This is a genomic window from Massilia sp. DJPM01, from assembly GCF_030348125.1.
Taxonomy (GTDB): domain Bacteria; phylum Pseudomonadota; class Gammaproteobacteria; order Burkholderiales; family Burkholderiaceae_D; genus Telluria_A; species Telluria_A frigida.
This window is the reverse complement of the sequence record NZ_JAQOZV010000096.1, coordinates 1-11,867: the sequence shown is the minus strand read 5'-3', so window position 1 is coordinate 11,867 and position 11,867 is coordinate 1. Positions and strand designations below refer to the sequence as shown.

General features: G+C 59.1%; 12 protein-coding genes and 1 pseudogene. 12 read left to right on the top strand and 1 reads right to left on the bottom strand.

The annotated features are described in order from the left end of the window. On the bottom strand, positions 1-245 hold a 245-nt coding region (locus PO883_RS32805), incomplete at its 3' end, for a hypothetical protein (RefSeq protein WP_289313516.1). Here PO883_RS32805 and PO883_RS32800 point away from each other — a divergent pair. The 12 genes and pseudogenes from PO883_RS32800 to PO883_RS32745 all read left to right on the top strand — a co-directional run. Continuing rightward, positions 244-1,110: a TorF family putative porin gene (locus tag PO883_RS32800; protein WP_289313515.1), complete on the top strand. Its 867-nt coding sequence runs from the start codon at positions 244-246 to the stop codon at positions 1,108-1,110. The genes PO883_RS32805 and PO883_RS32800 overlap by 2 nt on opposite strands. Positions 1,111-1,232: 122 nt before the next feature. Then, on the top strand, positions 1,233-1,736 hold the full coding sequence (locus tag PO883_RS32795; protein ID WP_289313514.1) for a cupin domain-containing protein: 504 nt from the start codon (positions 1,233-1,235) through the stop codon (positions 1,734-1,736). A gap of 87 nt (positions 1,737-1,823) precedes the next feature. Beyond that, complete coding sequence (locus PO883_RS32790; RefSeq protein ID WP_167093537.1) at positions 1,824-2,762, top strand: 3-oxoacyl-[acyl-carrier-protein] synthase III C-terminal domain-containing protein; 939 nt, start codon at positions 1,824-1,826, stop codon at positions 2,760-2,762. Further along, entirely contained in the window at positions 2,762-4,483 is a 1,722-nt protein-coding gene (locus PO883_RS32785) for a non-ribosomal peptide synthetase (RefSeq protein WP_289313513.1), read from the top strand. The genes PO883_RS32790 and PO883_RS32785 overlap by 1 nt, the downstream gene beginning before the upstream one ends. Further along, entirely contained in the window at positions 4,476-4,922 is a 447-nt protein-coding gene (locus tag PO883_RS32780) for a VOC family protein (RefSeq protein ID WP_289313512.1), read from the top strand. The genes PO883_RS32785 and PO883_RS32780 overlap by 8 nt, the downstream gene beginning before the upstream one ends. Before the next feature lie 17 nt (positions 4,923-4,939). Next, entirely contained in the window at positions 4,940-5,395 is a 456-nt protein-coding gene (locus PO883_RS32775) for an N-acetyltransferase (protein ID WP_289313511.1), read from the top strand. Positions 5,396-5,502: 107 nt separating this feature from the next. Beyond that, the gene (locus tag PO883_RS32770) at positions 5,503-6,306 is read left to right on the top strand and encodes a class I SAM-dependent methyltransferase (RefSeq protein ID WP_289313510.1); all 804 of its coding nucleotides are present in this window, start codon (positions 5,503-5,505) and stop codon (positions 6,304-6,306) included. Positions 6,307-6,415: 109 nt separating this feature from the next. Then, positions 6,416-7,078, top strand: coding sequence for a pyridoxamine 5'-phosphate oxidase family protein (locus tag PO883_RS32765; RefSeq protein WP_289313509.1), 663 nt, complete (start codon positions 6,416-6,418; stop codon positions 7,076-7,078). A gap of 55 nt (positions 7,079-7,133) precedes the next feature. After that, a complete protein-coding gene (locus PO883_RS32760) occupies positions 7,134-8,468 on the top strand; it encodes a lysine N(6)-hydroxylase/L-ornithine N(5)-oxygenase family protein (protein WP_289313508.1) in 1,335 nt (444 codons plus the stop codon). Next, positions 8,441-9,925, top strand: a complete 1,485-nt coding sequence (locus tag PO883_RS32755) for a diaminobutyrate--2-oxoglutarate transaminase family protein (RefSeq protein ID WP_289313507.1) — start codon at positions 8,441-8,443, stop codon at positions 9,923-9,925. Before PO883_RS32760 ends, PO883_RS32755 begins: the two co-directional genes overlap by 28 nt. After that, complete coding sequence (locus PO883_RS32750) at positions 9,918-11,399, top strand: aspartate aminotransferase family protein (protein WP_289313506.1); 1,482 nt, start codon at positions 9,918-9,920, stop codon at positions 11,397-11,399. The genes PO883_RS32755 and PO883_RS32750 overlap by 8 nt, the downstream gene beginning before the upstream one ends. Before the next feature lie 139 nt (positions 11,400-11,538). After that, positions 11,539-11,867, top strand: a pseudogene (locus PO883_RS32745) (hypothetical protein); the annotation flags it as partial.

The window sequence follows — 11,867 nt, the reverse complement described above, 5'->3', positions numbered from 1 at the left end:
CTAGTGGACAAGCCGGGGCGGCGCGCAAGCGCGTGCATCCCCCCGGGCAGTAAGGAATTCATCCCGGCAAATGTGCCCCCGCCATACTTTCGCGAAAAAAATAGCAAATTACCCAGATCGAATGGTGACAACATTGCACCGGTGATATACTTTTTTGAAAATACAACTGGCAAATTTGGCAACAGAACTACTGGCGCCAAGGGTGTGTCACGCATATATCGATCATCATGGAGTCCGTCAGTCATGAAGCCCCCTTCCCCGCATTCTCTTCGTTCGCTTGCCATGGCATGCGCAGCGCTCCTGGGCGGCACGCTCCTGGCGATGAGCGCTCACGCAGCCGACGCAGCGCACGGCGGCATGAAGGTAGCGGGCCAGGTTAGCGTCGTGTCCGATTATATCTGGCGCGGGTTTTCCCAAACCTGGGGCAAACCGGCCTTGCAGGCCAGCGTCACGGCCGACCATGCCAGCGGCGCTTACGCCAGTTTTTTCGCCTCGAATATCAGCGCCCAGTATGTACCCAATGGTTCACTGGAAACCGACTTGAGCCTGGGATATAAAGCCTCGCTCAAAGGCGTGGAACTGGACCTGGGCGGCGTGTACGCCTATTACCCGGGTGCGAATTTCAACAAGGCATCGTTCACACCGGCTTTCGACGATGCGGATCCGCGCACGCTGGAGCTTTTCGCGAGCGCCACCGTTGCCGGGATCAATCTGCGCGCGGCCTACATTCCAGGCGCGTTCTTTGGATGGAATGTGAACAATTCCGGCGTCAACGGTGTTTTTAACGCGGAACAGCCCCAGGCCGGCCTGAGCGGCGACTCGAAAGGCGCTGTCAATATCGAAGGGAGCTACACGCTTGCGCTCAAGCAAGGCTGGAGCCTGCAGACGACGATCGGCCGCCAGCGCGTGCCGCACAGCCGGGACGTCAACTGGAACTATGGCCGCGTCGGCGTGACGGGCGAACTGGGCGGCGGCTGGTCCGCCGGTCTTGCGGCCTCGTTCACCAGCAATCCAAAGGCGTTCCGGAACTACGGTTCGCTGACCAATAACGGCCAGCACATCAGCCCCGGCAAGCGCACGGCCATCCTGTCCCTGTCAAAGACCATGTAAGCCCCTGGCCGCCGCAAGGCGTCCGGCCGGGCCATCGCGATAGTGCGCAGGTCGCAGCGCGCCAGGCGATAGCCCGGCCCGCCAGAGGCGCATCCGCTTGTTTTTTTTTCTTATTGAACATCATGAAAATCACCGATTCCAAACAAGTCAATGCCTTCAAAGCGCTCGCCGTATCGCCCGTCGTGGCGCTGCTGACCATGCTGGCGCCCGCCGGCGTTCATGCGGCCGAGGCAGCTGGCGCCGGGCCCACCGTGCAGATCGCCAAAACGATCCCCGCCAACATCAAAACGACCCACGCCCCGGATGCGGACCCGGGCCACTACCAGGTGCTCGATGGGACGCATTTTTCTTATCGCTGCTACGTCCCCTACACGCTCAAGACGAAAGAGGCGGCGGTGGAAGTGTGCGAAATCGATCCCGTCAAACTGCAGATTCTGGGTTGGCCCGAAACCGAAGTGATTCACCTCATCCGCGGCCGCGTCACGGTCACCGGGCCGGGCGGCGAAACGGCAAGCTATTCCGACGGCGATATTTTCGTGCTGCCGCAAGGCTTCCAGGGGATTTGGCAGCAATCGGACAAGCTGTTGAAGGTGGTGGTTCGTCATCCATTGTTCTGGAAAGACTAAGCCCGGCTTGCACCCTCAACCCACGCTATGTTGTCAAGGTTCGCCTCCATGGGGCCTTGTGGATAGCCCACACAAGATCGTTGATTCATGATTCGACCAGTTTATCTAGGCGCTCCCGAGTATGCCGCCGGCGGCTTCGTGCCGCTCGAAAGCGAAATTGCCGACAGCGCCCTGTGCGCACAGTTGCGGCACGCCGAGCACGGCGCCAATCTTTTCCCGCAATGCACCTCAAGCATCTTTGAGCTGGTCGATGTGGCCATTCAACGGTCCCTGGCCAGCGCCCGTTTGCAGGCCAAGGACATCGACGCCGTGTTCCTGGTCTCGAACATGCTCGACGCCCAGGACAACCTGGAACCGGGCTGGCTGGGCGAATTGAATGCGCGCCTGGGCCTGTCCCATGCGGTGCATTACCAGGTCGGGATGGCAGGGTGTGGCGGCTTTCATTGGGCGGCGCGGCTGGCCGCGAGCCTGATTGCGGCGGATCAGTGCAAGCACATCTTGTTTGTCAGTTTCGACAAGGCGGGCGGCAGGTTGCAGCGGCTGTATGGCGCGGGAAGCGATTTTCCTTATGTAACCGGTGACGCGGCGGCAGCCTGTATCTTCAGCAGCGAGCCGACCGGCATGGATTATCGGCTGCTTGGCAAGGTCGTCAATCGTTACGATGGCCAGCAAATTCTCGCACCCTCGCTGGACAGTGAAATGCGCTGCATTTCGCAGCTGATCAAGGCGACCTATGCATCGGCCGAACTGAAAGCGAAGGAGATCGATGTTTACATCACGAATAACTATTCCTATGCCGCCAGCCGGCTCTACTGCCAGCTTGCCAACCTGAGCTACGCGACCGCCTATACCGGCACCATCGCGACCCACGCCCACTGCTTTAGCTCCGATAACCTGATCAACTTGCACCACGTGGCGGCCACGGGTGAGGTGCGCGCCGGCGCGCGGCTGCTGTTATTTAGCACCGGCCCCTTCCAATGGGGCGCGTGCATCCTGGAGAAGCTGCCAACCGGGATGGAGCAATAATGAGCACCATCGTTTCGCGCTTTCGCGCCATCGTGCAAGCCCATCCCGGCACCACGGCCCTGCTGTCGGATACGGAGGCGCTGAGCTATGCGGCCTTGTACCAACGGGCAGGCCAGATGGCATCGGCCATCGATGCGTGGTTCCTCGCCCATCAGGGCCGCAGCGCCGGCCCGGCGGATGTCATCGGCATCTGCATCGATAAATGTGCCGATCTGTATCTGTCGATCCTGGGCATTCTGGGCACCGGCGCCAGCTACGTCCCGATCGATCCGCAATTACAGCGCGACGTGCAAGAGCATGTGGTGCTCAGTTGCCGCTGCCAGCTGATTGTCGCGCATGATGCGCTGCTTGCGGGGGTCGGCGGGGCCGCCGTGATTGCTCCCGCCGACTGTCAGCGCGCCGGCTCGCTCCCGGCCGCGCGTGTGGACGTCGTGCGTGCCAGCGGCGCGGACATTGCGTACACGATTTTCACTTCCGGTTCCACCGGACGCCCCAAGGGTGTGCCGATCAGCCACACGAGTTTGCTCAATCTGGTGGACTGGGCGATCGCGGAATTTACGCTCGCACCTGGCGTGCGCGCATTGCAGTATTCGACGATCAATTTCGATGCATCGATACTCGATATCTTTCCCACCTTGCTGTCCGGCGCGACGCTGTGCATCCCCAGCCAGAAACAGCGTTTGTCCGAGGCTGAACTGGCCGAGTTCTGCGCGCGCCACGAGATTGCCCATGCGTTCCTGTCGCCGGCACTGCTGGCCAGCCTGTCCGCCCAACGCTTCCCCGGCATCAGCACCTTGCTCACCGGTGGCGAGGCATGCAGCCCGCAAGCCATGCAGGATTGGCTTGCGGGACGCCGGCTCTACAATCTGTACGGGCCAACGGAATGCACGGTCCTGGTCAGCTACAAGCGCATGGATGGCACGTGTCCGCAATCGAATATCGGCAAGGCGATTCCCGGCGTGCGCCTGCATGTTCTCGACGAGAACAGGGAGCCGGCCAGCAGGGGCGAGCTGTACGTCGCAGGCGTGGCTGTCTCGCCCGGCTACATTGGCGATGCCAACGTCAACGCGCAAACGTTCCTGCACCTTCCCACGCTCGATGCCGGCCGCCTCTACAAGACCGGCGACCTGGTCGAGCGCGATGAGCAAGGCGACTTGCGCTTTCTCGGGCGGATCGACCGCCAGGTCAAGGTGCGCGGCTTTCGCGTCGAACTCGAAGAGATCGAAGGGGCGCTCAAGCGCCTCGGCTATGCGGAGGTGGCGGTGAAAGTGAGCGCGCAGGGAGCGCTGGTTGCTTACATCGTTGCCGATGGCGACGCCGACACCGACCTTGATGGCGAGGCCCTGCGCGCGCGCCTGGCAAGCATCCTGAGCGACTACAAGATTCCACAGCACGTCATCGGCTTGGCGCGCTTTCCCTACAAGATCAGCGGCAAGGTGGACTATGCGGCACTGCCCGATTTTGTTCCCGCGGCAGCCTGCGCCGGCACCCGCGATGACCACTACGCACCCATCATCGCACTGTGGGCGAACGAGCTGATGCTCGACGCCGCCAGCTTGCAGCCGTCTTCCAATTTCCGCGAATTGGGAGGCACCTCCATCAATATAGTCCGCCTGCTCAGCTCTATTGAAACGCACTACGGCGTCCGGATCGATTTCATCGATTTTCTGGACAATCCCACCATCGAATTCCTCGTCCACAACCTCACTGAAAATGACTAATCAACTTCTCCCCGGTCTTAACCACGTCGGCCTCACCGTCCTGAGTATCGAAGACACCCTCGAGTTCTATCGCAAGCTCACCAGCGTCGAGATTTTCGAAGAGACTGTCCGTATCACCGGCGACGGTGTCGGGGCGGTCATCCGGGTCAAGAACCCGGACTACAAGTCCTGCATGGCGCGCATCGGCAATCGCAATTTCGAGCTGATCGAGCACCTCGGATCGAAAGGCCGGCACCTGGTGGCCAATCACAACGACGTGTGCGGCATTCACCTGGCATTCATGGTGGACGACATCGCCGACACGTTCCAGAAGGTCAAGCAACTGGGCCTGGAAACGACGACCGACGCACCGTATGTCGCCACTGAACTGGGTGGTTATCAAGCCTTCTTTTTCCGCGACCTGAATGGCGTCCAGATCGAAATCGGGCAGGTGAACTGATGTCAACGGCACCCAACATGACAATTGTCGAATGCGCCGAACAGCACCTGCAAAGCGCGGCGGAACTTTTTAACGCCTACCGCATGTTCTACGAACAGGAAAGCGACCTGCCCGCGTGCTACGCCTTCATCCGCGACAACGTTGAAAAGAAACGCTCGCGCCTGTTGCTGCTGCTCGACCCGGCAGGCAAGGCGGTCGGTTTTTCGCAGCTGTACCCGAGCTATTGCTCGATTTCGATGAAACCCTATTACTACCTTTCCGACTTGTACGTCGATCAATCCTGCCGACAAAATGGGTATGCCAGGTTCCTGATGCAGGCGGTGACCGAGCAATTTGCCGCCGAAGGCGCGCAGCGATTGACCCTCGATACCGCGACAAGCAACCAGATCGCGCAGCATCTCTACGAGTCGCTCGGATACGAGCAGGAACAGGTGTACATCACGTATCACCAGATGCTGCAACCGGCAAGCTGACAGGCGCGCAAGCGATCATCCACCGCGTCGTACGGCACGGCGGCCCAGGCGCCAGTCATGGCTCATTATTCTGGCAAAACAGGCTTTCTCTTTCAGATCACATCAACATGGATACAGAACTCAGCAAGAACGATGCGCACGACATGCATGGCACGGTGACCGACATGTATACCCGGGTGAATAATGAACTGGGCAGCCGCTACCAGCCGTTTTTGAACTATGGGTATGGCTATGCGGCGCCGTTGCCGCCGATGCCCCTGCTTGAAGCACAGGACCGGGATTTCCAGATTTCCGCACAGCTCTACCACTTCGTCACGTCAGCAACATCGTTGCATGACAAAGACATCGTCGAGGTTGGCTCAGGACGCGGGGGCGGGGCCTACTACATGAAGAAATACTGCGGCGCCAGGAGCGTGGCGGGGCTGGAATATCTGGGCCAGAGCGTGGATATCGCCAGGAGCAGCTTTGCGATCGATGGCTTGTCCTTTGTCCAGGGCGATGCCGAGCAACTGCCATTTGACTCGGCGTCAAAGGAGGTCGTGGTCAACATCGAATCGTCGCATTGCTATCCGAACCTTGACAGCTTCTATTCCGAAACGCTGCGCATCCTGAAACCGGGGGGTTATTTTTGCTATGCGGATCTGGTGACGCCGGAAAAGAGCCGGGAAATTGAAGCCAAGCTTCGCCAGCTTCCGGTGGAACTGGTAAGAAGCCGGGATATTACGGCCAATGTCCTGGCCAGCCTGGCTGCGGACAATGCCCGGAAAGTCGCGCTGATCAAGGACATGGGCTTGAGCGACGCGCGCGCGGCCTGGTGGCTCAACGAATGGGCATGCGTCGGCACGACCATCTGGGATGAACTCAATCACGGTCAATTGGTCTACGTTTCCTACGCACTGATGAAAATATAGGCACTGCTCATCCGCGTCGCCAGCCCGGCGCTTTGGCGGCCGCGCTGGACGGCGCCCCTCTCTCCATCGGTTTTGCCGGCGGAATTCTCTCTTTAGAAACGGAACAATCATGGGCCAGCGATCCTCCGCCCCTCCCTCGCCACGCACGCGCGTTCGCCGCATTGCCGAACTGGCGGACTACGAACAAGAAACGCTGCATGCCATTCTGGATGAAGCGTATGTCTGCCATATCGCATTCCATGACGGAGAAAGTACCCACTGCATTCCGACCGCATGCTGGCGCATCGACAACCATCTTTATATCCACGGGTCGAATGGCAGCCGCATGGTCAAGGCACTGCTGGGCGGCGCGCAGGCATCGATCGCGGTGACCCATATCGACGGGCTGGTTCTGGCGAAATCGGCTTTCAGCCACAGCATGAATTACCGGTCCGCCGTCATCTATGGCGTTTTCGAGCAGGTCAGGGGAAACGCGAAAAAGATGGAAGCCATGGATATCTTCATGGACAAGCTTGCGTCCGGACGCCAGCACGAAGCGCGGACCGGCAACGCCAAGGAACTGGCCGCCACCAATGTGCTGCGGGTGTCGCTGGACGAAGCCGCGGCAAAAGTGAGCAACAACGGGCCGGTCGACAAGGACGAAGATCTCGATTTACCCGTGTGGGCCGGCGTGCTGCCGCTGAAGACGATTCACGGGGATCCGGTCGGCGCCGGCAATGAGGCGGTGCCGACGCCGGACTATGTCACAAGCTGGGCAAAAGCCAACAACTAGCCTGTTCAATCCAACCCGATATCAACGCGTGATATTACAAACTTAAAGTCCCAGTATGAGCATTTCTGCAGAAAACAATATTTTTGATCTGATCGGTGTCGGTGTCGGCCCGTTCAACCTTGGCTTGGCATCGCTGCTGGAGCCGGTCGACACGCTGAAAGTCAAATTCTTCGAGGCGAAAGAACGCTTCAATTGGCACGAGGGATTGCTGCTGGAGGATTGCCACCTGCAGGTACCCTTCATGGCCGACCTGGTGACCATGGCGGATCCGACCAGCCCTTACAGCTACTTGAACTACCTGCACGCACAGGGCCGCCTGCTGCAATTCTATTTCTACGAGAATTTCCAGATTCCGCGCGTCGAATACAACCGCTATTGCCAATGGGTCAGCGAGAAACTGAGCAACATCGCGTTTTCGCACCAGGTGGTGGGGATCGAGGTGGTCGACACGCTGTTTCGCATCACGGTCAAGAACAGCCGCACCGGCGAGCAAGAGCGCTATTTGGCGCGCAATATCGTGCTCGGTGTCGGCACCGTGCCGAACTGGCCGCGCGCCGCCAGCGATTTCAAAAACAGCGCCGACTGCGCGCACTCGTCGCAGTACATGTTCGTCAAGCCTGAACTCCAGCGCAAGAAGCACATCACGGTGATCGGCGGAGGGCAAAGCGCGGCGGAGGTGTTCCTCGACCTGCTGCGCGACCAGCCGCAGTTTGGCTATGAACTCGATTGGCTGACACGCAGCAATGGGTTCTTTCCGATGGAGTATTCGAAGCTGGGCCTGGAACACTTTTCCCCCGATTACGTCGAACATTTCTATGGATTGCCGGAGGCGCAGCGCAAATCCATCCTGGCAAAGCAAGGCAATTGGTACAAGGGGATTTCCTTCAGCACCATCAAGGAAATCTACGATTGCCTGTATGCGCGCTCGATCGATCAACCCAACCGTTCCGTCTTGCAGGCATGCAGCCAGCTGGAGAAAATCGCGCGGGTCGGTGACGGATTCCAGCTCGAGTTCCAGCATCTCGAATTGCAGCAGACGTTCCAGGTCAAGACCGAGGCGCTGGTACTGGCAACAGGCTATCAGTATGTCTTCCCGGCGTGCCTGAGCGATCTGCGTCCATCCATCGAATTCGATGCGGACAACCGTCCCTGCATCACCCGCGATTACACGCTGAAGACCTCCGCGGATATCCCCGGCACCATCTTCGTTCAAAACGGCGAAATGCACAGCCATGGTATTGCCGCACCGGACCTGGGACTGGGTGCCTACCGCAGCGCGGTGATCATCAACAAACTACTCGGCAAGGAACGTTATCCGGCCCGAACCAGGACAGTGTTCCAGAACTTCGGCATTGCCGACCAGTGGCGCGACAGCGCCAAAAACGCATAACCCCACCGTCGCCATACATTTCCCATCATTGGAACAGAAAAATGAACAGAGCCACAGAAGAATTCCTGACACACGCCAAGCCGGACTGCATCACGTTGAGCAATGCGGGCAACTATCAGTTCCCAACCAATCCGGCGCTGACCAATCAGGAGAATCTCGAATCCGAGGTGAGGTCCTATCCACGGCGCTTCCCCATTGCGATCAAACGTGCCCAGGGCGCACTGGTCGAAGACACCAACGGCCAATCGTATCTCGATTGCCTGTCGGGGGCGGGCGCACTGCCGCTTGGGCATAATCACCCCGAAGTGGTGCAAGAAATTATCGACCACATCCGGGCCGACTTGCCCTTCCAGACGCTCGATATCACCACGCCCGTCAAGGATGCGTTTATCCGGGAAGTGATGGCCTTCCTGCCGGAGTCGTTTGCCGCCAATGCGTGCATCCAGTTCTGCGGCCCCTCCGGCTCCGACGCCGTCGAGGCTGCGCTCAAACTGGCCAAGCAGGTGACGGGGCGCAGCAATATCATTTCCTTTCATGGCGCTTACCATGGCATGACCAACGGTTCGCTGGCATTGATGGGAAATTTGAATGCGAAAATGCGCCGTAGCGGGCTGATGCCTGACGTCCATTTCTTCCCCTATCCCTACAATCTGCGTTGCAAATTCGGCCTGGGCGGCGAAGCTGGCGAGCGCGCATCGATTCGCTATATCGAATCCGTTTTGCATGACCAGGAGAGCGGCATCGTGCGGCCGGCAGCGATCATCCTGGAACCGATCCAGGGTGAAGGCGGGGTAATCGCCGCCTCTGCTTATTGGCTGCGCGAATTGCGCCGCATCACCAGCGAACTGGGAATTCTCCTGATATTCGATGAAATCCAGTGCGGCATCGGCCGCTCCGGGCGCAATTTTGCCTTCGAATATGCGGGCATCGATCCGGACATCCTGATCATGTCCAAGGCGATCGGCGGCGGCTTGCCTCTGTCCTGCCTGGTGTTTAAAAAAGAATTCGACACGTGGAACCCGGGCGAGCATGCCGGCACTTTCCGTGGCAATCAACTGGCCATGGTGGCGGGCGCCAAGACACTGCAAATCATCGGGCGCGATGAACTGACCGGCAACGCCAACCTGATGGGCGAACGCCTGAGCGCGCAACTGCGTGCCTTACAAGATATCCACCCGTGTATCGCTGAAGTTCGTGGCAAGGGTTTGATGCTGGGTGTCGAGATTGTCTGCCCCGGCCAGTCCGATGCACTCGGTCATCCATTGGCGAATCCGGAATTGGCCAGCCAGATCCAGCGCGCAGCCTTGCAGAATGGGCTGATTATCGAAAAGGGTGGCCGCCACGGCGCGGTACTGCGTTTTCTGCCGCCGCTGAACATCACGGCCGAACAAATCGACTTTGCCGGACAAGCATTCGGGCGTGCGCTGGCGGCCTGCACCAAGGTGGGCGATGAGTAACTGGACAGAGCATTTCATCCACACGGGTCCGGGCGGCAGCGAGGATTATCGCAACGTCATGGCCAACTGCACGCAAGAACTTGCGGCGGTGTTCGAATCAGCCAAGGGGCCCTATTCGGGCGTCGATCCGCTGCTACTGCGGGAGAATATCTTCGGCATGTCGCTGGCAAATGAGGATGTCGCCCCGCTCGATACCGTCATCAAGCAAGTGGCCACGGACATTGCCCGCCATGCGATGATGGTTCAACACCCGCACTGTATCGCCCATCTGCACACACCACCGATGTTGTGCGGGATCGCGGCCGAAAATTTTATCGCGGCACAGAATCAGTCGATGGATTCGTGGGACCAGTCCGGTTCAGCGACCTTCGTTGAACAACACGTTATCGCCAGCTTATGCAGTTTGTTCTCCTATCCGGATGAAGGCGATGGCGTCTTCACCAGCGGCGGAACCCAGGGCAATATCATGGCCTTGCTCATCGCGCGGGATTGGTTCGCCCAACAACGTTGCGGCCACAACGTGCAGCGCGACGGATTGCCGCCGTATGCTTCCAGGCTCAGGATCATCGGCTCCGCAAAAAGCCATTTCACGCTTGAAAAGGCCGCCTCGGTCATGGGGCTTGGCCAGCATGCCGTCGTGCGTATTCCAACCAATCCCGATGGCACCATGATCGTCGAGGCACTGGAATCGACCTTGCGTCAGCTGCAGGCCGATGGCTTGCTGCCTTTTGCGATCGTCGGCACGGCTGGCACCACCGATCATGGCGCGGTGGACGACCTGCGCGAAATCAGCCGGATCGCCAGAGAGTCGGGTATCTGGTTTCATGTGGACGCGGCCTATGGCGGCGCGATGATACTCAGCCAGGCGAAACAACGGCTGGCAGGAATCGAGCTGGCCGACTCCTTGATAGTCGACTTTCACAAGATGTGGTTTCAGCCAGTCAGTTGCGGCGCATTGCTGCTGCGCGACACGTGCGACTTCAAATATCTGCTGCATCACGCGGATTATTTGAACCGCGAGTCGGATGACTTGCCCAACCTGGTGGACAAGACAATCTCGACGACACGCCGTTTCGACGCATTGAAAGTGTTCATGATGCTGCGCGCAGTTGGAACGGAAACGCTGGGAGCGATGGTCGATCATCTGTTGCAACAGACGACAGCGATCGCTCGCCTGATCCGCGAAAGCCAGCACTTTGAACTGCTGGCGCCGCCTGTGCTATCGACCGTTCTTTTCCGTTATACCGACCTTCCAGAGACGCAAAGTAGCGATGCATTCAATCGCCAGCTACGCGTGGCCTTGCTCAAGAGGGGTATTGCGGTACTGGGCGAGACCACGGTGGCCGGCAAGGTGGCTTTGAAGCTCACCATCCTCAATCCCTGCCTGTCGATCACCATGTTTGCGGATCTCTTCGAGAATATCGTTGAACTAGCCGAAACGTTCAAGTCCGACATGCTCGCTGAGCAGGTCTAAACGATTTTACTGCATGTCGCGATCCGGGCCTTGGCCCGGATCGCCATCCCTGTTTCGTCAGCGGGATATTTACCCCACCTTCCATTGCTGATCGCAGGTAAACAAACTGGCGGCTCCAACAACAGAAGGAGTCGCAACAATGCAAAGAGAATCGCACCAGCATCCATGGTCGGCACGGCTGCAAGAGCAGGCCTCGTCGGGCCTTGGCATTCAGGCATGGTGCGTCCGCGAGGGGCTGACGGCGTCGGCGTTCCACGACTGGCGCAAGCGCCTGGCGATGCGGTCGCAGCCTACGACGAAGCTGATTGCGCTGCCAAGCGTTAGCGCTCGGGCAGAGCCGGCGCTTGAGGTGAGGACGCCATCGGGCTATGTGATCAGGATCGCCAGCCAGGAGCTGATGACGTCACCGACCTGCTGCCGTTTAACTGCGCCACCAGCTAGCCTATTGGGCTTGGCCCAATCTGGCCG

Coding starts and splice junctions, on each gene's coding strand:
- PO883_RS32800 (WP_289313515.1), top strand. CDS start 244: ATGAAGCCCCCTTCCCCGCATTCTCTTCGTTCGCTTGCCATGGCATGC.
- PO883_RS32795 (WP_289313514.1), top strand. CDS start 1,233: ATGAAAATCACCGATTCCAAACAAGTCAATGCCTTCAAAGCGCTCGCC.
- PO883_RS32790 (WP_167093537.1), top strand. CDS start 1,824: ATGATTCGACCAGTTTATCTAGGCGCTCCCGAGTATGCCGCCGGCGGC.
- PO883_RS32785 (WP_289313513.1), top strand. CDS start 2,762: ATGAGCACCATCGTTTCGCGCTTTCGCGCCATCGTGCAAGCCCATCCC.
- PO883_RS32780 (WP_289313512.1), top strand. CDS start 4,476: ATGACTAATCAACTTCTCCCCGGTCTTAACCACGTCGGCCTCACCGTC.
- PO883_RS32775 (WP_289313511.1), top strand. CDS start 4,940: ATGACAATTGTCGAATGCGCCGAACAGCACCTGCAAAGCGCGGCGGAA.
- PO883_RS32770 (WP_289313510.1), top strand. CDS start 5,503: ATGGATACAGAACTCAGCAAGAACGATGCGCACGACATGCATGGCACG.
- PO883_RS32765 (WP_289313509.1), top strand. CDS start 6,416: ATGGGCCAGCGATCCTCCGCCCCTCCCTCGCCACGCACGCGCGTTCGC.
- PO883_RS32760 (WP_289313508.1), top strand. CDS start 7,134: ATGAGCATTTCTGCAGAAAACAATATTTTTGATCTGATCGGTGTCGGT.
- PO883_RS32750 (WP_289313506.1), top strand. CDS start 9,918: ATGAGTAACTGGACAGAGCATTTCATCCACACGGGTCCGGGCGGCAGC.